Raw genomic sequence first — 23,819 nt, 5'->3', positions numbered from 1 at the left:
ACTCGGTATTGGAATGGATTTCAGTGAACGCTTCAGCGACGCGTTTCGGTGCCTTGCCTCAGCGACACGTTTCAATGCGCCGCACGGGCGGCGATCAGTTTGCACGCGTGCGGCGGCAATTCCGCGAACACCGGCATGCCGAGCGTCAACCCCGGCGTTTCGCGGGGTGTGGTCGCGGCAGTCAGGGTGAAACCGGCGCAATCGATCGTGGCTTCCAGCGACGCCCCCACGTCACGGATAAAAGTCACCGTGCCCGCGAGCCGGTTCTGCCCGGCATCGCCGGACGCTGTTTTGACGCAGACGTCTTCCGGCCGGATCAGCAGACGGATATCGCTGCTGGACTCCGGCATCCGCGCCGGTTGCGCAACCTCAATGCGCCTTCCGCCCGGCAGATTGACGCTTCCCGCGCCGTCGTAGCTGACCGGCAGGATGTTGCCGAGGCCGATGAAGTCCGCGACGAATTCGCTGACCGGATCGCGATAAATATCGAGCGGCTTGCCGACCTGGGCGATCCGGCCTTTTTCCATTACGACGATCTCGTCGGCCATCGTCATCGCTTCGCGCTGGTCGTGCGTCACCATGATCGTTGTGATGCCGAGGCGCTGTTGCAGCAGGCGGATTTCGACCTGCATCGCTTCGCGCAGTTTGGCGTCGAGCGCGGAGAGCGGTTCGTCGAGCAGCAGCAGTTTCGGTTGCGACGCGATCGCGCGGGCAATCGCCACGCGTTGCCGCTGGCCGCCGGAGAGTTGCGTGACCGGCCGGTTCGCCATATGCGGCAACTGGATCAGTTCCAGCAATTCAGCGACGCGGCGCGCTTGTGCGTCTTTCACGGTCTTGCGCAGCTTGAGCGGATACGCAACGTTCTGCGCGACCGTCATATGCGGAAACAGCGCAAGCGACTGGAACACCATGCCGAAGTCGCGCTGATTGGCAGGCAGACGGGTGATGTCGCGGCCGGCGAAGTTGATGCTGCCTGAACTCGGCGTTTCCAGGCCGGCGATCATCCGCAACAGCGTGGTCTTGCCGCAGCCGGACGGCCCGAGAAAGCACACCAGCTTGCCGTCGGGCACGCTCAGATCGACGCTGTCGACGGCATAGGCCGCGTTGAAGCGCTTGGTCACGGCCTGCAAGGTCAGATGGGTCATCGAATGCTCCAGCAAAAAGGCATCAGCGCAGCGCTAATCGAAAGCGTGGTCAAAGCGCCACCCCTTCGTCGCCGATCAGCTTTTCGAGCAGCCAGATCAGCGCGAAGTCGATCGCGACGATGAATACGGCGAAACAGAACACGGTCGGATCGAGCGACGACACCGTGCGGCTATAGAGCCACACCGGCAGCGTCATCGTGTCGATGCCGTACAGGAAAAACGTCACCGTGAATTCATTGAACGAGACGATGAACGCGAATAGCATGCCGGCGAGAATGCCGGGGCGCATGAGCGGCAGGATCACGTCGATCAGCGCGCGGCTCGGGCTCGCACCCATCACGCAGGCGGCTTCCTCAAACTCGGGGCCGATCGATGCCACTGACGCCGCGCAGTTTTTCACGGTGAACGGCAGCGCCAGAATCACGTGCGCGATGATCAGGCGGAATACGCCGAGTTCGATCGGCAGCACGTTGAACACCAGCAACAGCGACAAGCCGAGCATCACCAGCGGATAGACGAGCGGCAACGCCACCAGTTGTTCGACCGCGGGTTTGCCGCGAAAACGGTAGCGGCTCAATGCGTAGGCGGCGGGCACCGAGACGAGCGTGGCGATGACCATCGTCGAGAGCGCGACGATCAGGCTTGTGCTGAGCGCGGCGCCCATCGAGAGGGAGTCGCTCGCGTCCGGCGAGACGAAGCTGTGCCATGCCGCGCGGTACCAGTGCAGGCCGTAGGCGTGCGGCGGGAATTCGAGTGTGTCGGCCGCGCTGAACGACATGGTGATCATCGTCAGGATCGGCAGCGCGGCGAGGAACAGCACGATGGCAGCGAGCAGCGCGGTGGCTTTGCCGAGCTGGCCGGGCATGGTCATCGGTAAACGCGGCAGGCGCGGTGAACGCGGGGGGCGCGTCAGGGGAGTCTGGATCGGCGTGCTCATGCGTGGGGCTCCTCGGCAAGATGTTGCGTACGGCGCACGAGCCGTTGCGACAGCGCCATCACGGTGAGCGTCGCGATCATCAAGACGACGCCCGATGCGGAAGCGGCGGGCCAGTTCAGCAGGGGCGCCACCTGGTCGTGGACCAGCACGGCGAGCATCGGCACGCGACGTCCGCCGAGCAGCAGGGGCACGGCGAAGGCGCTGGCGTTGTAGGCGAACACGAGCAGGGCGCCCGACACGAGACCCGGCATGGCGAGTGGCAGCAACACGTGACGCAGCGTTTGCCAACGCGTCGCGCCAAGGGTGGCAGCGGCTTCTTCATACGAGCTCGAGACCGCGCGCATTGCACTCGACAATGGCAGCACGGCCAGAGGAAACGCCGTCTGAATCAATCCGAGCAACACGCCGTGTTCGCGATACAGCCACATCACCGGGCGGTCGACGAGGCCACTGCCGAGCAGCGCGTGATTAAGCAGGCCGGCCGGGCCGAGAATGATCAGCCAGCCATAGCCTTGCAGCAGCAGATTGACGAGCAAGGGCAGCAGCACGCCCGCGAGCAACAACCGCCGCGCGAGCCGCGACTTGGTGCGGGCCATTGCCAACGCGACAGGAATCGCCAGCAGCACGGCGCAGACCATGCTTTGAAATGCGAGCCTCAACGTGAGCCACAGTGACTTCAAGAAATAACCATCGACGAGATCGGCATAGTTCTGCAGCGTGAAGCCGTGCCATTCGTTGCCTTGCGTACCGAAGCTCATACGCAGCACGACGAGCGCTGCCGCGCCGAGAATGGCGAGAAACAGCAGGATTGGCGCGAGCAGAATCCAGGGGCGCGCTTTCGCGAGCGCCGTGGACGCCTGCTCGTCCGGTGCGCGGGAAGCGGCGCCGGGTGAGCCGGAAGCCGCGCCCGACGCATCACCCGACGCAGCGTCTGACGCTGACGAGGCACGCCGCGAAAAACGCGCGAGCATCGCGGTCATGCCGAGAAAATTTCGGTGTAGCGCTTGATCCACGCAGGCTGCACGACGGCGAGCGCCTTGTCGTCATGCAGGATCGCTTTTTCAGCGATCTGCTGCGGACTCGGCACGAACGCGCGGCTTTCGGCGGGAATCACGGCTTTCGAATTGACTGGGCCGTTCAGCACGTCGGCGGCCATGCGGCCTTGCACGCCGGCGTCGAGAGAATGGTTGATGAAGGCATGGATCAGATCGCTGTCGGCCGGGTGCGACTTCGGAATCACCGTGAACATCAACTGCGTAGCGAAGCCTTCCTTCATGCCGTAGGTGACGCCCATTTTGTACTCGGGCTTGCGGATCTGGTCCGGGAAAAAGGCCGGCGAATAGATGCCGCCGATATCGAGCGAACCCGTGCGGAACAGATCGGCCACCTGATTCGGGTTCTCGCCGAGCGTCATCACGCGATCTTTCAGTTGCATCAGCTTCTTGAAGCCCGGCTCGATGTTCTGTTGCGAGCCGCCGTTCATTTTCGCGGCGATGATCGCGAGGTCCACCGCTTCGGCCCATTCGGGCGGCGGAAGGAACAGGCGTCCGGCGTACTTCGGGTCCCACAGTGCTTCGTACGAAGACGGCGCCGTCTTGACCGTCGACGTGTTGTAGATCAACCCGTCCGACCACAGCAGATAACCCACGCCGAAGCCGTTCGCGCCCGTGCGGTATTGCGGAGCGACCTCCTTCAGGTTCGGCAGCTTGTCGAGATCAGGCTTCATCAGCAGGCCGGCGTCACCGAGACCCGCTGCGCCGACGCCGGCCAGCGTGATGACGTCGTAAGTCGGGCGATCGCCCGCGGCCTTGACCTTGGCGACCATGCCGGAGGTGCCGTCGGCGCGGTCGGCGATCACCTTCGCGCCGGTCTTCGCCGTGAACGTCGCGGCGATGTTGCGCAAGGCGGCGGCGCCGGTGTCGTCCGACCAGGTCAGCAAGCGCAGTGTCTTGCCGGAGAAGTTGTGCTCCTGCGCCCGCAGATTGATTAACGGCATCGGCAAACTGGACGCCGCGAGTGCTGCGCCGATTGCCTTGATGGCCTGCCTTCTACCCCGTTTGATCTCTTGCATGGCGGTCTCCTGTGTTGAACGCCTGTTGCCTGGTGATATTCGCTCTGACCGCTGCCGCTGCATCGCCCATTTGCGCTGCGTGCTGTACTCAACTTCATGTACCCGACCTCGCGCAATGCCGGTGCGTTGCGTGTTGATGCACTCTAGGTTTGCCAAAATCCCCCAACAAACGAAATATGCGCATGGAGCGCATGACGGAATCTCATGGCCTGGTCGTCGCGCGACGCTAGCGGCGGCTTTGCTGCGATCCGTGGGAACGCCAATCCAGTGGCGTATCGGGGTTAACGTCCATGATTTTTTCGAGCTAGCGGGCTGCAGGGAGGTATGAGGAAAGCTCGGTTCTGGTGCGGTATCCGGCGGGATCTGCCCTGAGTCGGTGCAAGCGGGGTCGCCCAGGCCGGAATCGACAGCCGCGTCATGAGCGAAATGCATGCATATTTGCTCGCGCACAACGCGTCAGAAACATTCTGATCGCGTATCCTGCGGGTTCAAGGGGCGCGACGGCAGGCAACGCCGCCCGCCCGCGCAATGACTTTTCCTGATCCCTGACCGGACTCATCCAGATGCGACGTCTCCCGCCGCTCAATGCGCTGCAGATTTTCGAAACCGTCGCGCGGCATCGCAGCTTCACACGCGCCGCTGACCACCTATGCCTGACACAAGGCGCGGTAAGCCGGCAAATCATCGCGCTCGAGGACTACTACAAGTTTCCGCTCTTCAAGCGTCATGCGAAAGGCCTGACGCTGACCGCCGAAGGCGAACTGTTGCTGCCGGCGGTCAAGGAGAGCTTCGCGCGTATCGAAGAGATATCGCTGCGCCTTACGCGTCAGCGCACCGATCTCGCGCTGAAAGTGCCGACCTGCGTGATGCGCTGGATGTTGCCGAAGATCATGCGCTTCCAGGCCGAGTATCCGGAGCTGCACGTTCAGATCACCACCACCTGGCAGCACGACGTCGACTTCCAGCTCGAGCCGTTCGACGCGGCGATCATCTATGGCTCCTCACCGGGCGTGGACGTGCAGGCGGTGCCCTTATTCGAGGAGCGTCTGACGCCGGTGTGTGCGCCCGATCTGTTGAAAGACAAACCGTTGGACGAGGTGGCGGATCTGACGCGCCACACGCTGCTGCATCCAACGCGCGACCATCGCGACTGGAAGATGTGGCTCGCCAAGGTGGCCGAGGTGGATGCCGCGAATGCGCCGGCAATTGACGCTGAGCACGGCCCGAGCTTCGACACGCTCGACATGGCGACCAACGCCGCTTTGCAGGGCTTCGGTGTCGCCATCAGCGATCTTGCCTTGATCGACGAAGACGTCGCGGCCAAGCGTCTCGTGCGACCGTTCGATACGGTGCTCAAGACCGGCTGGCGGTATTACTTCGTGTATCCGGATTCAGTCGCGCATCAGCAGAAGCTGAATCTGTTCCGCGATTGGATTGCGGAGCATTGGGAAGAGTAAGAAGAGGGGCCGGTTGTCTGCGTAGAGCGTGGCCCCGAGCCTTATCGTCAGGGCGCGAAGGACAGAAACAGATAGGCCGCGAACAGCGACAGATGCACAGCGCCTTGCAGGATCGTCGTGCGTCCGGAACTGAGCGTCAGGGTGCCGACGATCAACGTGAGCATCAGCAGCACGGTTTCCTTGCCGTCGATACCGAGTATGAGCGGCTGAGCGGTCCACAAGAACACGGCGGCGACCGTTGGAATGGTCAGCCCGATACTGGCCAGCGCCGAGCCGAGCGCGAGATTCAGGCTGTTCTGCAAGCGATCGGCGCGCGCCGCGCGCACGGCGGCGAGCCCTTCCGGCAATAGCACCAGCGCAGCGATGATAATGCCGACCACCGCCGGCGGCGCCCCCGCGTTCTTGACCGCGGTTTCAACCACCGGCGAGAGCACTTTCGCGAGCAACACGACGGCGACGAGGCACACTACCAGCAAGCCGCCGGCTGCCAGCGCGACACCGACACTCGGTGGGGCGGCATGGACGTCCTCGTCGGGCACGCCGGCAAGAAAGTAGTCGCGATGCCGCACGGTCTGGACAAACACGAAGACCCCATACAGCACCAGCGACGACACCCCCGCGAACGCCAGTTGCGAAGACGACAGAACCGGGCCGACGCTGGTCGTCGTGTAGTTCGGCATGACCAGGGTCAGCACGGACAATGACGCGAGCACCGCCAACGACGCCGCAGCGCCACGACTCTGAAAGTCCTGCTCGCGATGCCGGATGCCGCCCACCAGCAGGCAGATGCCCACGATCCCATTGCAGACGATCATTACTGCGGCGAACACCGTGTCGCGCGCAAGCCCGGCCTTTTCCGGGCCGGACGTCAGCATCACCGAGACGATCAGGGCGACCTCGATCACCGTCACGGCCACCGCCAGCACGAGAGTGCCGAACGGCTCGCCGACGCGATGCGCGACCACTTCCGCATGGTGCACCGCTGTGAACACGGCGGCGCACAGTGCGACTCCGATCAGCGCGAGCAGCAGCCCGTTGCCCGGCACGGCGTACGCGATGCCCAGCACGATCCAGGCAACGAAGGGCGCGGCAATGGTCCAGCGGGGCAAAACGGTCGCGGGCGTGGTCATTCAGGACTTCCTCAAGTTGCGTGTTCTTGTTGCTTGTGCGGGACTGATGCGACGTGCACACACGGGTGTCGACGAGATCTGGGAGTGAGCGAAAATGCTAAACTATTTTGTCAATAATGCGCTCTAACGCATTAAATTATAAAGGATAATTCTCGGCGGGCGAGAGTTTATCAGCCCGCGCTACAGGTTGTGCTGACGCAGTAGCGAAGGTCACAAGGCAACCGGCAGCTGTTCTGCATCTGAAGGATTGAGTGACGCAGGATTGCGCGGACAATGCGGCGCGGTTTCGATAGGTGAAACACCATCAGACAAAACTGCCGTGTTGGCAGCGTCAGGGAAAGAAGCGGGATGTATCGGTCCGGACGCGCCGCCTCGTGATGAAGCGATGCGTCCGGGTATATAGCGTTACAACCGACCGACGCGGTTTACTGGCCGACCGGACGGATCGAGAGGGCGTTCTTGACCGACGTCACGCCCGGCACGGCTTGCGCGGCCTGGGTTGCCAGGTCGACTTGCGGCTGCTCAGGCACTGTGCCGGCCAGCGTCACTGCGCCGTCACGTGCGCGCACGGTGATGTTGGTCACGCTCAGGCCCTTGGTCTTCGACAACGCGCTGCGCACTTTACGACCCAGTGCGCGGTTGGCCGCCTTGGCCGACTTGGCGCTAGGTGCGGACGAAGCCGCGGGAGCCGCCGGAGCTGCAGCGTCGCTGCTTTGCGCGTACGCATTGATGGACGCCAGAACGATCAGCGCACCGCCGACCATCTTGATTGCCTGGAATGCTTTCATTCAACTCTCTCCTATTGTCATGAATACGACGGCCCCGGGATGGGCCGGTGTACTGCACCAGCGGGTACTTCGGGATCAAATCTGAATGGAACGTTGCTGCGGTAGTGCGACTTCTTGCAATCTGTAAGCGGATCAGGCGCGCCTAAGCACACGCATGCCGGCAAAGGCTGTCCTGCAAGCCGGAAACACACGATACTCCAATTAGTGCCATGGTGAATGCGTCAGTGCCTGGAAATGAGGTTTTGGTACAACGAATGGGCCGATGAAGGCAGGCCGATGGCGCTCCGCCGCTTGATTCGGTGCGGGTGATACACCAGTTGGCGTGTCCGCTGCACTATCGCAGGTCGCGCATCTATCGAACCCTGCGCTTTGCGCTTAACGACTCGTCCGGATTGCATGCCGAATCAGCCTCTACCCATCCTCCCATTGCTTCGTGACGATTTGCCGCTCGATACCGTCGCGCTGGCGCGTTTCATGATCGGCAAGTATCTGGTGCATGACCTTCCCGAAGGCCGGATCAGCGGCCGCATTGTCGAAACCGAGGCGTACCCGCTCGGCGATTCGACCAGCCACGCGTTTGCCGGCCGCCGTCCGTATAACGGTTCGATGTTTCTCGCCCCCGGCCACGCCTATATCCGGCTGACGTACGGGCTTTCGTACATGCTGAACATGTCCGCGGAAGCGGAAGAGGTCGGCGCGGGCATTCTGATTCGCGCGATCGAGCCGCTGGAGGGCTTGCCGCTGATGGAAGCGCGGCGGCCGGGCGTGCCGCTGCGCGATCTTGCGCGCGGTCCCGGCCGGCTCACCGTGGCCTTGGGTATCGATCAGTCGTTTGACGGCCGCGATCTTTGCAACGGGCACGGCCTGTGGATCGGCGTGATCGAGACCGGCGACGTGCCGATCGGCGTGACGACGCGCATCGGCTTGTCGCGCGAAATGCATCGGCCGTTACGGTTTTTCGAACCCGGCAGCGCGTTCGTCAGCGGACCGCGAAAATTGCTGCTACCGCCGCATGCCGAAGCGTTGACGAGTCCGCAAATCTGACCATTAGCGTGACGCAAAGCGGCAAAACATGCCAAGTGGACGCGCATTTTCGAACCATCAAACAGAAAGGTTACGATCCCGACAATTATTACGGCAAAACGAAGCCTTCAATCAAATTTGGCGGTAAGTTTCGCCACACTCTTGCGTTTTGAACAATTATCTATCTCACAATTAAGGGTTTTCCCCTGATGATCGGGTGACTAGACTGAATTCATTCGCTTCTCACATGGTGTGGCAAGCGAAGCTAAAAAACAGATCTGGAGGTTAGTCATGAAATCGCTCATCAAGGTAATCGCCATTGCAGCCGTTCTCGCCGCCCCAGCTGTCTCGTTTGCTCAATCGAGCGACCAGCCTGCGACCCGCGCGGAAGTCCGCAGTCAGTTGATCCAGCTTGAACAAGCGGGTTACAACCCGGCCGCCAGCAACGACACGAACTATCCGAGCGACGCTCAAGCCGCCGAAAGCCGTGTGCAGGCGCAAAATCCGGCCGTAGCGCAAACGCAGGAACCCGTCGCGGATACCAGCGGTTACGGTGGCGCGGTGAGCGGTTCGTCACAAGCGGGTGGCGTCTTGCAACCGATGTCCGGCCCGAAGTCGGTTTATTTCGGTAACTAAATTTGGCGGCCGGGTGGTCCGGCCGGCAGTTGATCTGATCGAAGCGGGGCGTGCGTAAATCCGCTGAACGCAGGTTCCGCGTTCCGCAAGCGTCAGTAGTGTGGTGTGGCGAGGTAGGTGCGCGCTTTATGCGGCGCGCATTCTCGCCGTCCACATTTCAGGAACCTCCGCTGCCGCAAGGTAGCTTCGCCCAACCTTTTTCAAGGATTGGGCTTTTTTTGCGCCCCGTTTCGGCAGTGTGCGACCTGCGACCTGCGATATGCCGCGATCCTCAGGGGCGTTCGCCGTGGATATAGAACTCGAGTTGCTGAATGGTGAATTGCTGCTCGGCGATGATGTTCTTCACCAGGTCGCCGATCGATACCATGCCGACCAGGCGGTCGTTTTCGATGACCGGCAAGTGGCGCATGCGCCGTTCGGTCATCAGGGCCATGCAATCATCGGTGGTCTGGTCGGGACGGACGAAGCGCACGGCTTTACTCATGATGTCGCGCACCGGCGTAGCCTTCGACGAACGGTCCATCAGGACGACTTTGCGCGCATAGTCTCGCTCCGTAACGATCCCGGCGATGCTGTCGCCGTCTGTCACGACCAGCGCGCCGATGCCTTTTTCAGCCATCAGCTTGATCGCGTCGTAGACGGAATCGTCAGCCCCGACGGTGAAGACGATGGTGTTGTTCGGTTTAGTTTTAAGAAGCTGTGCAACGCTTGTCATGGAGCAACTCCGTTTCGCAGTGCAGCACGCCGATGCGGCGCGCTGTCGTGAGGGACAGGCCATTCCAGTATAGGCGCGGCGCGCGGCGGAAGGACCTCGGGAATACCTGTGGCGCGCGGTGCGTTTAACTCGGATAGCCATGTGACGCGCGCCGGTTTGGTACGCGGCACGCGGGCATCCGGGCGCGGTGTGCCGATTAGCGGTAAACTGCCGGTCCATACCGCATCCCAATTTTGCGGGTTCATGTCAGCACCATAGTCCAACGCCATGCTCACGTCTCACGATCCGTCGCAAGCAACAGACGGCGCACCCAACGGCGAGTGCGTCGTCCTCGACGCTACCGCCACGCTCCCCACGCGCTACGGCACGTTTACCTCCTACGTGTTTCGCGTGGCCGAGAGCGGCGCCGAACATCTCGCGCTCGTGATGGGCGACGTCGCAAACCAGTCGTCCGTGTTGACGCGCCTGCACTCCGAGTGCCTGACGGGCGATGTGCTCGGCTCGTACCGCTGCGATTGCGGCGAACAGCTCGATCTGGCGCTGCGCTACATCGCGGCTGAAGGCTGCGGCGTGCTGCTCTATCTGCGCGGCCACGAAGGGCGCGGCATTGGCCTGTCGAACAAGATTCGCGCGTATGCGTTGCAGGAGCAGGGTCGCGACACCGTCGAGGCCAATCTCGATCTCGGCTTGCCCGACGATTCGCGCGAATACGATTCCGCGGCAGGCATTCTGCGCACGCTCAAGGTCACCTCGGTGCGCCTGATGAGCAACAATCCGGAAAAATTCGACACGCTGTCGAAGCACGGCATTCCGGTCTGCGAGCGGGTCGCGCTGGCGATTCCGATGCGCGAGGAAAACGAGCGCTACATCCGCACCAAACAATTGAAGTTTGGGCACTACTTCGACGAAAACGAATAATTGACGCATGCGTACCGGCCATCGTTTGCAGACGGCGGCCGGTGCTGTGACGTCGATTTCGTCAATGTAGTGGCGGGGTCGTGCTGGCGGCTTCGCCGCATTGGCGACGCACCTGCGCGTGTCTACCGCGTATCGAGCCGAGCGGAGTGGAGCCGGATCGATACGATTCGATTCGAGCCGTGGCGAATCAGAACAAGCCAAAGTCGTCGTTGCTATCCGGGATTGCGTTCAGCACGTCCCGAAGCGATCGCCAGCCTGTCAGTCCCGCAAGACCTGCGCGGATCGCCATCCAGTAGTTGACGCTCGTAGTCGCGCGCGTTAGCGAGGTTCGATGCGCCACGATCTTCCGCGATTCAATCGATGCGCGCAGCAAAGGGCAGGTATGCATGTCATTCCTCCTGATACGAGTGCTGTTTAGTGCGCGGTTGCCTTTGCATTTGCAGCTGAAGTTTCAGCAACACGCGCCAGGATCGACGCAAACACGCCCTCTAGCACAGTCGCGCCGAAACGCTGCTCGCTGATCTCCGTTTCAACGTCGATGCGGCCCGCGTTGTGCGCGTCGTACAGATCCGCGATGAGACGCGCGTGGTTCTCGCCAAGTCCCGCGCCATGGAGCATGGCGGCCCATTCGCCGCGCGGCACTTCGTGGGCCGTGATCTGACGGTGCGCCAATGCACCGAGCGTGCGTGCGACGTCTAACGCGCTGACGCGCGCCTCACCTTCGATACTCACCACCCGTGGCGACACCTTTGCCGGTCTGTCGTCAAGCAATAGTTCAGCGGCCAGCAGCCCGACATCCTGTGCGGCGACCGTCGGAAACAGCTTGCTCAACGGATGATGCAGACTGGGCAGCACGCCTCTGGCGAGCGCGATTGGCAGCACGCGCGCCCAGTTGTGCATGTGTTCGGCTGCGCGCAGAAACGTCAACTGCGAGTCAATGGGCGCGAGTTGCGTTTCGAGGATGTGAAACAGCGTCGTGATGCCGGTGCCGCTCGGGTGTTCCGCGCCGTAGTCGGATAGCGCGAGCACGCGTTGCGGCGGGTTGGCGCGCAATGCGCCTGCGCTTACGTCGATCATGCGCCGCATCGTGGTTGCGGGATCGGCGTCGGCGTGCGGCACTGGGCACAGTATCTGTACCGCGTACGCTCCCTCGATAGCTTGCGCGACCGAAGCTGGGTCGAGCAGATCGGCGATGGTAATTTCACAGCCGATTTCCGCCAACACGTCGCCTTGCCTCGCGTGGCGCACGACTGCGCGCACTTCGCGGCCCGCCCGGCGCAACGCCGCCGCGCTCACTCTGCCTACATTGCCTGCTGCTCCAAAGATCACGATCACGTTGAGCTCCTTCCTGGGTCGGTATGCGGCCATCTTAAGGAGACGGGGGCGGAGAAACGCGCGGGCACGGATCGTCGTGCGCAGATTCGGATGATTGTTTTTCGTTGTGGCGGCGCAGCACGTGTATTGAGGGGGTGCGCGCCAAGCGAAAGAGCGAAAAACGCAGCACAATGCACACACGTTGGCCGCCATCCACGAGGGAAAGCAATGAATGCCGTGACACCGATTCCGCAGCCACACAGCGGCTCCCGCATCGCGCTGCTCTCGAGCAAGACGCTCGGCTGGCAGGGCTTCGGCGCAGAACTGGTCAACGTGTCGGCCGGGCTGCACCGGATTCCGGCGCTCAAGCATCATCGCGTGGGTGTGCATGTCGGCGCGCCGGTCAAGGCGCGTTGCATGTGCAATGAGCGCCGCTATTCGCGGATTCAGGCGCATGGCGATGCGGATGTGATTCCGGCGGGCGTCGACGGACAGTGGACCGATGAAGCCGCCTGCACGATTTTCAGTGTGTGGATCGGCGAAGACTTCGCGCAGAGGATCGTCGAACAACTGGAATTGAAGGCGAGCGAAGCGCGGCTTCGTCCGCAGTTCCAGATGCGCGACCCGCGTTTTCAGCATCTGGCCTGGGCGTTGCGCGCGGAACTCGAAGCGGACGATGCGTCTGATCCGCTGTACGCCGAAAGCCTGTGTACGGCGATGGTGGTGCGGCTGATCGGCAGCGCGCCGGCGCTCGACAAACTCGAGAACAAACGTCGCACGCTTGCGCCGAAGACTGCCGCTCGCGTGATCGAGTTTATCGAAGCACACCTCGATCAGCGCCTCACGCTTGGCGAACTGGCGGTGCACGCTGAATTGAGCGTCCCGCATTTCAAGGTACTGTTTCGCGAAACGCTCGGCATGCCGGTGCATCAGTATGTGGTGCAGCGGCGCGTGGAGCGGGCGGGAGCGCTATTGCTTCAAGGCAGATTGAGCGCGAGTCAGATCGCGCTGGAGACGGGCTTTGCGCATCAGAGTCATATGGCGCATTGGATGGGGCGGTTGTTGGGGGTTACGCCGCGAGAGCTGGTCAAGTCAACCGCGAATCCAGGTAGCATTGTCGAGCTCGATGCCTTCAATGCCCGTCGCATCGCAACACTGCGATAGACCTCAAAAACGCACTGCAGCATAAGCAGTTTGGAGGACCGGCTCTATTGCCCTCGATCGATTTGTATAGCTAAATACGCGGACTTCGCAACCGGAGGCCGTCACATGTCGAAATCGAAGGGGAAGGGTTCTCGCATCGTCGCCTGGGCGATCGCTGCTGCTGTCGCCAATGCGCCGCTCGCTGTGCTTCTCACAATCGCCACGCCGGTTGCCATCGATCGTGCAGTCGCCGCGACGTCGACCACCAGCGCTGACGATTATGCGGCAACTCGCTATCCGATCATCCTCGTCCATGGCCTCACCGGAACCGACAAATATCTCGGCGTGCTCGACTACTGGTACGGCATTCAGTCCGACCTTCAGCAGCACGGCGCAAGCGTGTATGTGGCGAACCTATCGGGCTTTCAGAGCGATGACGGTCCGAACGGGCGCGGTGAACAGCTACTCGCCTACGTGAAGCAGGTGCTGGCCGCGACCGGCGCGCAGAAGGTGAATCTGATCGGCCACAGCCAGGGCGGCTTGACCTCGCGCTATGTTGCGGCGGTAGCGCCGGAACTCGTCGCTTCGGTTACCACGATCGCTACGCCGCATCGCGGCTCGGAGTTCGCCGACTTCGTGCAGGACGCGTTGCAAAAAGATCCGACCGGTCTTTCGACACCGATCATCGGTGCATTTGCGAATATATTCGGCATCCTGACGAGTAGTAATCACAACGCGAATCAGAATGCGGTAGCCGCGCTGCAAACGCTGACCACGGCTAACGCCGCGGCCTACAACTTGCGCTATCCGAGCGCGGGCCTCGGTGCGCCCGGCTCGTGTCAAACGGGCGCCGCGACTGAAACCATCAACGGCAACACGCATCTGTTGTACTCGTGGGCTGGCAGTGCGATTCAGCCGACCTCTGTGCTGGGCATTCCCGGCGCCACCGACACCAGCGTCGCGCCAATCGATTCCGCCAACCTCCTTGATCCATCGACACTTGTCCTGTACGGCACCGGCACGATCATGCTGAGTCGCCAGTCGGGACAGAACGACGGACTCGTATCGGTGTGCAGCGCGCTCTACGGCAAGGTGCTCGGCACGAGCTACAAGTGGAACCATCTCGACGAGATCAACCAGTTGCTCGGCGTGCGCGGCGCGAATGCGGCTGACCCGGTGGCAGTGATTCGCACGCAGGCAAATCGCCTGAAGACGCAAGGCGTGTGAACGGATGCGGCGATTGGATCGGCAGCGGGGCAGTGCGCGGAGTCAGTGGCTGGTTTTCGTGGCGGTGGGTGTGGTGTCGGCGGCCGCGGCATTGTGGCTGAACCGCCCGCCGTCCTCGCATGATGCGTCGGCGCTGCACGCGGTGAATGCAGCGAGTTCCGCGCAGCCCGCGCTTGCTTCGGGCAAGGACATGGTGGCCGGCACGTCGACGACCGGCGCATTGCCCACTTCGCTCGACGGTTCGTCGCCACCGCATCTGCCAACCGATGGCCGCGGCCACCTCGCGCACACGCGCGCGGTCCGCGATTTCTTCGATTACTTCCTGACGGCGCAAAACGAAATCTCTCCAGCGACGCTCGATGCATTGGTGCGTCGGCAGATCGCCGCACAACTCGACGGCACGCCGGCCGCCGACGAAGCGGTGACCGTCTGGCAACGCTACAACGCGTATCGCACGGCGCTCGACCAGTTGCCGCAAACCTCGCCAATCCAAAGCCAGAGCGGCGCAAAGCTGGACCTCGACGCGTTGCAACTCTCGCTCGACCAGCGCGATGCTTTAGGCGCCCGCTTGATGGGCGAATGGAATGAGCCGTTCTTCGGCGCCGAATCGCAGCAGCGACATACGGATCTAGCGCGTCTGCGCATCGCGTCAGATGGCTCGTTGAGCGCCGCGCAAAAAGCGGCGCGTCTTGCCGCACTAGATGCGGGACTGCCGCCGGAAACACGCGCAGCCCACGAACGAGCGCGCCAGCAGCAGGCCGCACTCGACGCGATCAGTCAGGCGCAGAAACAGGGCGGCTCGCTCGATACGATGCGTGCGCAGATCACGCAGACACTTGGGCCTGAAGCGGCGCAGCGCGTCGTGCAGATGCAGCAGGCTGATGACGCCTGGCAAGCCCGCTACGCAGACTATTCGAGCCAGCGCGCGCAGATCGACAAACAGGGTTTGCCGCCTCAGCAACGTGACGCGCAGATCGCGCAATTGCGCCAGCAGTTCTTCACCAATCCGAGCGACGCGATGCGCGCGGCGTCGCTCGATCGCGGCGGCGGCTCGGCAAACTGAACCCGCTATCGCAACGTGGCGGCAGCTCAACCCGGCGCCGCGCCCGTCAACTGCGAGTACACGTCATGCGACAGTTGCAACAGCACCTTGCGATCGATCCCGCCTGACACCGCATAGCCAAAGTCGCCATCCACCCAGTAGAACACGTTCACAGGGCCGTCCTGATACAGCTTGAACGCGGTGGTATTCGAGTTCACCTGACGGTGCGAAATGCACAGTGTCACGCGTTCGCCATTCGGCCCGCGATACATGAACTGCGCGGTCGGTCCATCGGCGCCCGGCAGCAGGCGGCCGCCCGAGAGGTTGAAACCGCTCTTCGAAAGCATCGGCGGATGCACATTGGTGCCGAGCCGGTTGGACAGCCACTGCACGAAATCCTGTTCGTGATCCGCAGTCATTTCGGCTGGACGGTCGACGGCGGGCATATAGACCACATGCGCCACTGCGGCCTGCCGCGCAAACATTTCCGAACTGTCCGCGCTGACCGGGCGCGTGTCCGAATGACCGGCCACCGGTGCTACGACGTCCTGCCCCATATGCGTGCCGACGCCGATACCCACGCCCAACACCAGCGCTGCCGCCATCCCGGCGAACTGCGGCCAGTTAGCGGCTATGCGCCAACGGCGCCCACTGGCCAGAGGCGTTTGCAGACGCTTGGGCACGGGCTCGCTCAGCACGCCGTCATAGCGTTCATGAAACATGTTGTTCAGCGAGAAATAATCGCTGACGCGTGTGGCCAACTCGGGGTTCTGTTCGAGCGCGCGCTCCACCTCGACGCGCCGTTCGTCGGACAGCGTGCCGTCCACGTACGCGTGCAGGTCTTGTTCGCCGATCGGCGTGTGTTGGTCGCTCATCGCACCACCTGTAATTTTGCACCGGGCTGCGTGCCCGCCATCAATGCCCGAAGCCGCTCGCGCCCACGCGAAAGGCGCGACATCACCGTGCCGATCGGAATGTTCAGCGCCAGCGCCACGTCGGCGTAGCTCATTTCCTCGAGACCGACCAGCAGCACGACTTCGCGCTGCTCCATCGGCAGACGCTGCAACGCATAATCGAGGTCGCGCATTTCGAGCGAACGGGTCTGATCGGACGGCACGGCAAATTCGCTTTCGTGGACGCTGTCGTCGTCGACCGCTACGTGAACCGCGCGCGCCGAAGCCTTGCGCGCCTGATTGGCGAACACGTTATGCATGATCGTGAACAGCCACGCACGCAGGTCGGTGCCGGGCTGGAACATGCCGGTACGGCCGAGCGCGCGTTCGAGCGTGTCCTGCACCAGATCGTCGGCGAGATCGCGATTGTTGATCAGCGCTCGCGCATAGCGCCGCAAGCGCGGCACATGCTCCATCAACTCGTCACGGACATCCATTTTTCATCCCAATCGTGGGGCTTCTCGTGGGCGCCGGGTGGGCGGCCGTCGATTGAACCACCACGCGCATTCGAGGTGCAAACACGCGTGGACACATTTTATTCAATTGTTTTTGTCGCGTTGCGCAAAAACCTGGCGACGGCTTAGCGCATCGTCATCACGTCGGCGGCGCGCATCAGGCCGTGGGTGCGGGCGTCGCCGGCGACCACGAAGCGCTGCCATTGCGCCGTCCAGGTCAACAGCCTGATCTCGCCGACGCGCAGGGCGGCCCACTGCGGCTGGGCCGGCGCCAGCAGTGCCAGCGTGGAAATCAGCACGACGGGGCGGTTGTCGCCGTTCAGGTAGATCAATTCGCTGGCGCGTTGGAAGGGACCGAGCGATAGGACCCTTTGATCCACCAGCCGCAATCCGATCGCCGCGAGGTTGGGCGCGGACACGTCGCTTCGCGTCGGCGACGCAGCGGAATACTGTGCGGCGGCGGTTTCCGCCAACGCCATCACGGCCGCATTGTTGAGTGCCTGCCGGGACACCTGGGTGGCGGCGAGCCAGCCGCTCGCGGCGACCAGCGTCAGAACGAGCGCCCCGAGAGCGTTCACCACCTTGCCCGGACGCTTCGCGGCCTTCAGCCGCTCGAATACGCCGCGCCGTCCTTCGGCGCGGGTCGAAACGGGTTCGTCAGTTGTCTGGAAGGCCTGCTGCATCTGCGTGTTGAGCCTTCCGTAGAACGCCACGCGGCGTGCTTCCGCCGGATCTTTGCCCAGATAGTCCTGCAGAAACGCAGCGCGTTCCGGCGTCAGCGTGCCATCGGCGTAGGCCTGAATGTCGGCTTCGGAAAGCGGCGAATCGGAGGGAGGGACGGTTGAGGTCATGGCATCGGCATTTGTCGGATTTCAGCTATCGAGTGGCGAACACATGCAGGTGGGGGTTTATTCCACGTTCGAAGATTGTTTTTTACGACGCGCCAAGGCAGGAATAAAAGCCGGGAACCCGTGGTTATCCCTCATGCAAACCCGCACAAAACTCTCTGGAGTCCATCATGAAGAAGATCGCTTTTGCCGCATTGTCCCTCGTCGTTCTCGCCGCTTCGTCGAGCGTTTTTGCAGAAGGCAAGACACGTGCTCAGGTGTACCAGGAATTGATCGAAGCCCAGCAGAATGGCCTCGATTATGTGACTGATACATCGTATCCGGAAGTCAACCCCATCTTCGCCCAGCAGGTCGCGCACAACAAGGAAGCACTCGCCGCCAAGGCGGCCGCCGCGAGTCATGTCGCGAGCGGCGCCGCGACGGCAGGCAGCGTCAATTGACCGTATCGGCAGCCGGCGCGCACGCGGAACGGACGCGCCGGACGTCGAATGGAATAGATCGCCGGATTCGGTGTTTGCCGATGAGTGCATCTATCCGACAGTCAAGGAGTCGTCGTGACAAAACCATCCGTTCCCAACGCTGCGCCTCCATGCGTGCCATGCCGGCTCGCCGCGATCGGCGCGGTCGTCGCGGCTCTTGCCGGCGGCTTCGCCTATACGGCGGGCTGGCTGACACCCGCACGGCTCACCGCGCCGCGAATCATCAATACTTTCGAAGCGGTGGCCGGCCATCCGCATCCCGGCTATCGCCGCAACCATGCGAAGGGCTTATGTGTAGCGGGGTATTTCGACAGTAGCGGCGACGGTTCGGTGCTTTCGCATGCTGCAGTATTCGCGCCGGGCCGCACGCCGGTCATCGGCCGCTTCGCGGTTCCCGGCGGCAATCCCTCCGCGCCCGACACGAGCTCACCGGTGCGCAGCATGGCGTTGCTGTTCCAACTGCAGAATGGCGGACAGTGGCGCACAGGAATGAATTCGACACCTGTATTCGCGGTCCATACGCCCGAGCAGTTCTATCAGCAACTGGTCGCGGCGAAACCCGATGCCGCGACCGGCAAACCGGACCCCGCAAAGCTGAAAGCGTTTTATGCGGCAAATCCGGAGACCAAACCGTTTCAGGCATGGGTGAAAGCGCATCCGCCATCGTCGAGTCTGGCGAATGCTGCGTACTACAGCATCAACGCTTTCCAGTTCACCGACAGTGCGGGCAATACTCGCGCCGTGCGTTGGGCGATGGTGCCTGAAACGCCGTATGCACCAATCACCGATGCACAAAAGGAAGAGAAGAATTTCCTCGAAGCCGACCTCGATCAGCGTCTGCAAAATGGACCGTTGCGCTGGCATCTGATCCTGACGGTCGCGCAGCCCGGCGACCCCATCGACGACGCGACGATGCAGTGGCCCGACGATCGTCAGCATATCGATGCCGGTACGCTGGTGATCGATCACACGACGTCGCAGGAGGACGGTGTCTGTCGCGATGTCAATTTTGATCCAACCATCTTGCCGGCCGGTATCCGACCCTCCAACGATCCGTTGCTCGCCGCGCGCTCGGCTGCGTACGCTCTGTCGTATAAGCGCCGCACGCGCGAAGAATCGTTGCATCCAGAGGTTCATCAAATGGAGTCGAACGGAGAGCGTTCATGACACAGACGCGTACCCATTTCAGTCCGCTCGCGCGACTCCTGCATTGGACCATGGCGCCGCTGATCATCGCGATGCTGTTTATCGGCGTGGGAATGGTCGCGACGGTGTCGCGGGTGCATACCACGCTGATCGCGATCCACAAACCGCTTGGGATAGCGCTGCTGCTATTGGTGATACTGCGCGCGGGCGTGCGTATCCGGCGCGGCAGTCCGCCGTTGCCGGCATACATGCCAGCGCCGCAGCGTATTGCCGCAAGGCTGTCGCATCTCATTCTCTATGCGCTGATGATCGCGATGCCGTTGATCGGCTGGGGGATGCTATCCGCCGGGGGATTTCCGATCACGCTATACGGCCCCCTGCATTTACCGCCGATCGCGCCGCACAACACAGAGTTGTTCGCGCTACTACGTGCCTTGCATACATGGCTCGCATTCGCGCTGTTTGCCACGGTGCTGTTGCATCTCGCGGCGGCGCTGTTTCATGGCCTGATTCGCCGCGATGGGGTGTTTTCGAGTATGGCACGCGGCGGCCGTTAGCTCTTCACCCGTTCCGAGCGCGGATCATAGGGCGCCTTCAGATGCACGGTCGCCGGCAGCAGATCGCCGGCGACGTCGATCATGTATTGACCGCTGTTCAGATACGCGGCATCGGCGACGCCGTCCGGATGGTTGATATAGCCCATCGCCACCGGGCAGCCGAGCGTGTGGCCGAACGCCGCCGAACTGACGAAGCCGACCGGCTTGCCGTCACGCAGAATGGCTTCGCCGCCCCACAGCATGCGTTCGGCGGCGCCGTCGGCAGTGAGCACCACCATGCGGCGGCGCAGCGGTTCGGCGCGCAATTTCAGCAACGCGTCGCGGCCGCGGAACGGGATGTCCTTATCCAGCTTGCAGGCGAACGAGAGCCCCGCTTCGAACGGATTCGTATCCGGCGTCAGTTCGCGGCCCCACGCGCGGTAGCCTTTCTCGATGCGCAAAGAGTCGATCGCGTAGTAGCCCGCATTGACGAGCCCGAACGCCTTGCCCGCCTGTTGCAAGGTTTCGAACACGCTGACTGCGAACTCGACCGGCACGTACAGTTCCCAACCGAGTTCGCCGACGTAGGTGAGGCGGGTGGCGCGCAACGTCGCGTAACCGAGATCGACCTCGCGGCTCTGGCCGAACGCGAACGCCTCATTGCTCCAGTCCGCCTTCGACACGCTTTGCAGCAACTCGCGTGAACGTGGACCCATTACGGCAAGCACGGCGTATTGGCCGGTGACGTCGACCAGCATGCAGTGTTTGTCGCGCGGAATCGCTTTTTCGATGGTGTCGAAATCGCGCGTGGTTTGCGCGGTGCCAGTGACCAGCAGGTATTGATCGTCGGCGAGGCGCGTGAGCGTGAAATCTGATTCGTAGGTGCCGCGCTCGTTGAGCATGCCGGTGTAGACCGTGGTGCCAGGCGGCACTGCCACATCGTTGGCGACGATACCTTGCAGCACGCTTTCCGCGTCGCGCCCTTTGACGAGAAATTTGGAGAACGAAGTCATGTCGAATAGCGCGACGCCTTCGCGACACGCGCGATGTTCGGCGCCGCTCCACGGCAGCCAGTTCTGCTGGCCGAACGCGTAATCGATCTGTGCTTCAGCGGGTGTCGGCGCGAAAAAGTTAGCGCGCTCCCAGCCCATTTTGCTGCCGAAGCAGGCGCCGTCGTCACGCAGCAGCGAATACAGCGGCGAGCGGCGGAACGGCCGCGCGCTGTCGAGTTCGCGATTCGGCCAGGGCATCGCATAGTGCAGGCCGAGCGTTTCCTTCACGCGATCATGCAGCCACGTGTCGTTGCCGTTAAAACGCGCAAAGCGGCGGATGTCGACCGGCCACAGGTCCATCGTTGGTTCGCCCGCGACGATCCATTCGGCGAGCGCCATGCCCGCGCCGCCGGCCGATGCGATCCCCATCGAATTGAAACCCGCGCCGATGAAAAAGCGCCGCAATTCCGGTGCTTCGCCGAGCATGAAGTTGTTGTCCGGCGTGAACGATTCCGGGCCGTTATAGAACTGCTTCACCTGCGCTGTTTCGAGTGCGGGTACGCGCTGCAGCGCATTTTCCATCAGGATTTCGAACTGATCCCAGTCGTCGGGCAGCAGCTGGAATTCGAAATTGTCCGGGATGCCGTTCATGCCCCACGGTTTCGCATTCGGTTCGAAGCCGCCCATCACGAGACCGCCCACTTCTTCCTTGAAGTAGATGAAACCGTCTGGGTCGCGCATCACCGGCAGGTCCGGATGCACGCCGGAAATGCGTTCGGTGACGATGTAGTAGTGCTCGGCCGAGTGCAAGGGCACGGTCACGCCGCACAGGCGGCCCACCGCTTTGGCCCATTGACCCGCGCAATTCACGACGATGTCCGCGCCGATCGTGCCTTCTTCGCCGTCCTTGTTGCGCCACGCGAGGCCGCTGACTTCGCGCGCGCCTGTCGTGCCGTTTGCCTTGTCTTCGAGTGCGGTGCGCGTGTGAATCGCCGTGACCCGGGCGTTCTCGACGATGCGTGCGCCACGCGTGCGGGCGCCGCGGGCGAGGGCCTGCGTCAGATCAGTGGGATTTGCTTTGCCGTCGCCGGGCAGCCAGACGGCGCCGAGCAGGTCGTCGGTGCGCATCACCGGCCATAGATCGCCGGCTTCCTGCGGGCTGATCACGTCGCACGCCACGCCGTAGGCGCGCGCGACGGCGGCGGTGCGCTTGAGTTGCGTCATGCGCTCGGCCGTACGGGCCACCGAGAGCGAGCCGCATTGCTTCCAGCCGGTCGCGAGGCCGGTGTCGGCTTCGAGTTCGGCATAGAGGGCGGTCGAGTAGCGGATCAGCTTGGTCATGCTTTCCTGCGCGCGCAGTTGGCCGACGAGGCCGGCAGCGTGCCAGGTCGTGCCACACGACAACTGACCCTGTTCGAGCAAAACCACATCGGTCCAACCCAGTTTGGTCAGGTGATAGGCGACTGAGCAGCCAATGATGCCGCCCCCGATGATGACGACACGGGCGTGAGTGGGGATGTGTGTGGACATATGTGGAAATAAGTTGAATTAACACGCGTAGATTGCAACAAAATTTGGCATAAAGCAACGATCGATTTGGCTGACGTGGGATCAAAGGAGGTGACGAATGCGTTGGCAGCAGACGGCAACGCTACCTTTTGATAACCAGGCAGGTTGTCCTCGTCGTGCCATTCAAGGCCAGCGTGAGGCAGCGGAAATTTTCGATGCGGGGTGAACGCTTTTTCACGGTATGAGAATGGCAAGACCAGGCCGCCGCTCGCGCTCATCAAACTATTGAAGGTTGCTGGGTCGGCATCCTGAGTTGCTGGCGGAAGTGAAGGCGGATTGAGCTCTGAGGTGGTGAATGTGGGTTTGTATGGAAATGAGTTGGGATTTCTTGGCGAATTATGAGGTGTTTGCTAGACTGGGTGCCGTCATGTTTGCCGCCATCCTATGTTCTCCACCCAACGCCAAGCCGAAATCCTGCGACTCGTCCGCGACGAGCGTACCTGCACGATTACTGATCTCGCCGGGCGCTTCGAGGTTTCCGACGAGACCATCCGCCGCAATATCAAGCCGCTGATCGCCGACGGCCTGCTTATCAAGGTCCACGGCGGCATCATGCTGCCCGAGCGGCTCGACGAGCCGCCGTTCCAACGGCGCATGGTGGCAAGCCGTGAGGGCAAGCAGGCGATTGGCGCGCGCGTCAGCGAACTGGTGCGGGACGGCGATTCGTTGATCCTCGAGGGCGGCACGACCTGCCTGCATATCGCTCAGGCGCTCACCGCGCGCTCGCGGCTCACGGTGGTGACCAATTCCACCGAAGTCGCCCGCGTGCTGGCGCCGCGCAACGGCAACCGGGTGTTCATTGCGGGTGGCGAGCTGCGCGCCGACGACTCCGCTGCGTTCGGCGACAGCGTGCTCGCCTTTCTGCGCCAGTTCCATGTGCGCTACGCAATCGTCTCGGTTACCGCGATCGACGCGCAGGGCCGTTTCATGGACGCACTGCCCGCCGACGTCGCGTTTTCGCTTGCCGCTTTCGCACAGGCCGAGCGGCGTGTGGTCGCGGCGGATCACGCGAAATTCGGTCATAGCGCGTTGGTACACGCTTTCGGCCCGGATGCGGTCGATCTGCTGGTCACCGACGAAACCCCGGCGCCGGCGCTCGCTCAGGTGTTCGCGGCAGCGGGGCTGGAAGTGAGCGTCGGGGCATCCAGCGTCCCCGCGCTCTGAGCGAAGCCAGGCCATCCGTCCCTTGCACCGCCTTCAAAGCCGTCTCCACAGATAATTGCGCCCAACGCGTAAAATGGCCGGTTATCACGGGCAACCTATGCCGGGCTGAAACTGCGTGGGCAGTCGCGATT

The 23,819-nt window shown here is 62.5% G+C and carries 24 protein-coding genes and 1 pseudogene; 12 read left to right on the top strand and 13 right to left on the bottom strand.

The window, feature by feature from the left end; all coding sequences use genetic code 11:
• Positions 1 to 71 precede the first annotated feature (71 nt).
• Genes PQQ86_RS30240 through PQQ86_RS30225 form a run of 4 tightly spaced genes read right to left on the bottom strand, consistent with a single transcriptional unit; the run spans position 72 to position 4,153 of the window.
• Positions 72 to 1,145 carry an ABC transporter ATP-binding protein gene (locus tag PQQ86_RS30240; protein ID WP_408275412.1) on the bottom strand — a complete coding sequence of 358 codons (1,074 nt, stop codon included), beginning with the start codon at positions 1,143 to 1,145 and terminating at the stop codon, positions 72 to 74.
• Between the two features lie 49 nt (positions 1,146 to 1,194).
• The gene (locus PQQ86_RS30235; protein WP_408197688.1) at positions 1,195 to 2,082 is read right to left on the bottom strand and encodes an ABC transporter permease; all 888 of its coding nucleotides are present in this window, start codon (positions 2,080 to 2,082) and stop codon (positions 1,195 to 1,197) included.
• Entirely contained in the window at positions 2,079 to 3,062 is a 984-nt protein-coding gene (locus PQQ86_RS30230) for an ABC transporter permease (RefSeq protein WP_408275408.1), read from the bottom strand. Before PQQ86_RS30230 ends, PQQ86_RS30235 begins: the two co-directional genes overlap by 4 nt.
• Positions 3,059 to 4,153, bottom strand: coding sequence for an ABC transporter substrate-binding protein (locus PQQ86_RS30225; protein ID WP_408275405.1), 1,095 nt, complete (start codon positions 4,151 to 4,153; stop codon positions 3,059 to 3,061). The genes PQQ86_RS30230 and PQQ86_RS30225 overlap by 4 nt, the downstream gene beginning before the upstream one ends.
• A gap of 563 nt (positions 4,154 to 4,716) precedes the next feature.
• Between PQQ86_RS30225 and PQQ86_RS30220 the strand changes: the two genes are divergently transcribed.
• Positions 4,717 to 5,610, top strand: coding sequence for a LysR substrate-binding domain-containing protein (locus tag PQQ86_RS30220; RefSeq protein ID WP_408275402.1), 894 nt, complete (start codon positions 4,717 to 4,719; stop codon positions 5,608 to 5,610).
• A 47-nt stretch (positions 5,611 to 5,657) separates the two neighbouring features.
• Here PQQ86_RS30220 and PQQ86_RS30215 read toward each other — a convergent pair whose 3' ends face one another.
• The gene (locus PQQ86_RS30215; RefSeq protein WP_408275399.1) at positions 5,658 to 6,740 is read right to left on the bottom strand and encodes a calcium:cation antiporter; all 1,083 of its coding nucleotides are present in this window, start codon (positions 6,738 to 6,740) and stop codon (positions 5,658 to 5,660) included.
• 425 nt (positions 6,741 to 7,165) lie between these two features.
• Positions 7,166 to 7,528 carry a BON domain-containing protein gene (locus tag PQQ86_RS30210; protein ID WP_408275396.1) on the bottom strand — a complete coding sequence of 121 codons (363 nt, stop codon included), beginning with the start codon at positions 7,526 to 7,528 and terminating at the stop codon, positions 7,166 to 7,168.
• Between the two features lie 396 nt (positions 7,529 to 7,924).
• On the opposite strand from PQQ86_RS30210, the gene PQQ86_RS30205 reads away from it, so the two are divergent.
• Together PQQ86_RS30205 and PQQ86_RS30200 are read left to right on the top strand one after the other, a co-directional pair.
• Positions 7,925 to 8,572 carry a DNA-3-methyladenine glycosylase gene (locus tag PQQ86_RS30205; RefSeq protein WP_408275393.1) on the top strand — a complete coding sequence of 216 codons (648 nt, stop codon included), beginning with the start codon at positions 7,925 to 7,927 and terminating at the stop codon, positions 8,570 to 8,572.
• A 270-nt stretch (positions 8,573 to 8,842) separates the two neighbouring features.
• A complete protein-coding gene (locus PQQ86_RS30200; protein WP_408275391.1) occupies positions 8,843 to 9,187 on the top strand; it encodes a DUF4148 domain-containing protein in 345 nt (114 codons plus the stop codon).
• A gap of 271 nt (positions 9,188 to 9,458) precedes the next feature.
• Here the strand turns inward: PQQ86_RS30200 and PQQ86_RS30195 are convergent, their stop codons facing one another.
• Positions 9,459 to 9,902 (bottom strand): CBS domain-containing protein, encoded by a 444-nt coding sequence (locus tag PQQ86_RS30195; protein WP_408275388.1) that lies wholly within the window; start codon positions 9,900 to 9,902, stop codon positions 9,459 to 9,461.
• A gap of 267 nt (positions 9,903 to 10,169) precedes the next feature.
• On the opposite strand from PQQ86_RS30195, the gene ribA reads away from it, so the two are divergent.
• A complete protein-coding gene (gene ribA / locus PQQ86_RS30190) occupies positions 10,170 to 10,820 on the top strand; it encodes a GTP cyclohydrolase II (protein ID WP_408275386.1) in 651 nt (216 codons plus the stop codon).
• 187 nt (positions 10,821 to 11,007) lie between these two features.
• Here the strand turns inward: ribA and PQQ86_RS30185 are convergent, their stop codons facing one another.
• On the bottom strand, positions 11,008 to 11,208 hold the full coding sequence (locus PQQ86_RS30185) for a hypothetical protein (protein WP_408275383.1): 201 nt from the start codon (positions 11,206 to 11,208) through the stop codon (positions 11,008 to 11,010).
• A gap of 26 nt (positions 11,209 to 11,234) precedes the next feature.
• Positions 11,235 to 12,155 carry an NmrA family NAD(P)-binding protein gene (locus PQQ86_RS30180; protein ID WP_408275381.1) on the bottom strand — a complete coding sequence of 307 codons (921 nt, stop codon included), beginning with the start codon at positions 12,153 to 12,155 and terminating at the stop codon, positions 11,235 to 11,237.
• Positions 12,156 to 12,362: 207 nt separating this feature from the next.
• On the opposite strand from PQQ86_RS30180, the gene PQQ86_RS30175 reads away from it, so the two are divergent.
• The 3 genes from PQQ86_RS30175 (at position 12,363) to PQQ86_RS30165 (ending at position 15,567) form a co-directional block, all read left to right on the top strand.
• Complete coding sequence (locus tag PQQ86_RS30175; RefSeq protein ID WP_408275378.1) at positions 12,363 to 13,298, top strand: AraC family transcriptional regulator; 936 nt, start codon at positions 12,363 to 12,365, stop codon at positions 13,296 to 13,298.
• A 105-nt stretch (positions 13,299 to 13,403) separates the two neighbouring features.
• Positions 13,404 to 14,504: a triacylglycerol lipase gene (locus tag PQQ86_RS30170; RefSeq protein WP_408275376.1), complete on the top strand. Its 1,101-nt coding sequence runs from the start codon at positions 13,404 to 13,406 to the stop codon at positions 14,502 to 14,504.
• A 4-nt stretch (positions 14,505 to 14,508) separates the two neighbouring features.
• Positions 14,509 to 15,567, top strand: a complete 1,059-nt coding sequence (locus PQQ86_RS30165; RefSeq protein WP_408275373.1) for a lipase secretion chaperone — start codon at positions 14,509 to 14,511, stop codon at positions 15,565 to 15,567.
• Positions 15,568 to 15,593: 26 nt separating this feature from the next.
• On the opposite strand, the gene PQQ86_RS30160 is transcribed toward PQQ86_RS30165, so the two are convergent.
• The 3 genes from PQQ86_RS30160 to PQQ86_RS30150 form a co-directional block, all read right to left on the bottom strand.
• Positions 15,594 to 16,421, bottom strand: a complete 828-nt coding sequence (locus tag PQQ86_RS30160) for an anti-sigma factor family protein (protein WP_408275370.1) — start codon at positions 16,419 to 16,421, stop codon at positions 15,594 to 15,596.
• The gene (locus PQQ86_RS30155) at positions 16,418 to 16,936 is read right to left on the bottom strand and encodes a sigma-70 family RNA polymerase sigma factor (protein WP_054036380.1); all 519 of its coding nucleotides are present in this window, start codon (positions 16,934 to 16,936) and stop codon (positions 16,418 to 16,420) included. The genes PQQ86_RS30160 and PQQ86_RS30155 overlap by 4 nt, the downstream gene beginning before the upstream one ends.
• Before the next feature lie 143 nt (positions 16,937 to 17,079).
• Positions 17,080 to 17,805, bottom strand: a complete 726-nt coding sequence (locus PQQ86_RS30150; protein ID WP_408275367.1) for an anti-sigma factor family protein — start codon at positions 17,803 to 17,805, stop codon at positions 17,080 to 17,082.
• A 167-nt stretch (positions 17,806 to 17,972) separates the two neighbouring features.
• On the opposite strand from PQQ86_RS30150, the gene PQQ86_RS30145 reads away from it, so the two are divergent.
• The 3 genes from PQQ86_RS30145 to PQQ86_RS30135 all read left to right on the top strand — a co-directional run bounded on the left by PQQ86_RS30145 (position 17,973) and on the right by PQQ86_RS30135 (position 19,984).
• On the top strand, positions 17,973 to 18,242 hold the full coding sequence (locus tag PQQ86_RS30145; RefSeq protein WP_408275365.1) for a DUF4148 domain-containing protein: 270 nt from the start codon (positions 17,973 to 17,975) through the stop codon (positions 18,240 to 18,242).
• A gap of 114 nt (positions 18,243 to 18,356) precedes the next feature.
• A complete protein-coding gene (locus PQQ86_RS30140; protein WP_408275363.1) occupies positions 18,357 to 19,448 on the top strand; it encodes a catalase family peroxidase in 1,092 nt (363 codons plus the stop codon).
• A complete protein-coding gene (locus PQQ86_RS30135) occupies positions 19,445 to 19,984 on the top strand; it encodes a cytochrome b (RefSeq protein WP_408275360.1) in 540 nt (179 codons plus the stop codon). Before PQQ86_RS30140 ends, PQQ86_RS30135 begins: the two co-directional genes overlap by 4 nt.
• Here the strand turns inward: PQQ86_RS30135 and PQQ86_RS30130 are convergent.
• Positions 19,981 to 22,485 carry a GcvT family protein gene (locus PQQ86_RS30130; protein ID WP_408275357.1) on the bottom strand — a complete coding sequence of 835 codons (2,505 nt, stop codon included), beginning with the start codon at positions 22,483 to 22,485 and terminating at the stop codon, positions 19,981 to 19,983. The genes PQQ86_RS30135 and PQQ86_RS30130 overlap by 4 nt on opposite strands.
• Before the next feature lie 169 nt (positions 22,486 to 22,654).
• Between PQQ86_RS30130 and PQQ86_RS30125 the strand changes: the two are divergent.
• Both PQQ86_RS30125 and PQQ86_RS30120 read left to right on the top strand, forming a co-directional pair.
• Positions 22,655 to 22,804: pseudogene (locus PQQ86_RS30125) on the top strand (type II toxin-antitoxin system MqsA family antitoxin); the annotation flags it as partial.
• A 104-nt stretch (positions 22,805 to 22,908) separates the two neighbouring features.
• On the top strand, positions 22,909 to 23,688 hold the full coding sequence (locus PQQ86_RS30120) for a DeoR/GlpR family DNA-binding transcription regulator (protein WP_408275355.1): 780 nt from the start codon (positions 22,909 to 22,911) through the stop codon (positions 23,686 to 23,688).
• The last annotated feature ends 131 nt before the right edge of the window (positions 23,689 to 23,819 follow it).

This window comes from Paraburkholderia sediminicola (genome assembly GCF_046026675.1).
GTDB classification, from domain to species: domain Bacteria; phylum Pseudomonadota; class Gammaproteobacteria; order Burkholderiales; family Burkholderiaceae; genus Paraburkholderia; species Paraburkholderia sediminicola_F.
This window is presented reverse-complemented; position numbering and strand designations above follow the sequence as displayed.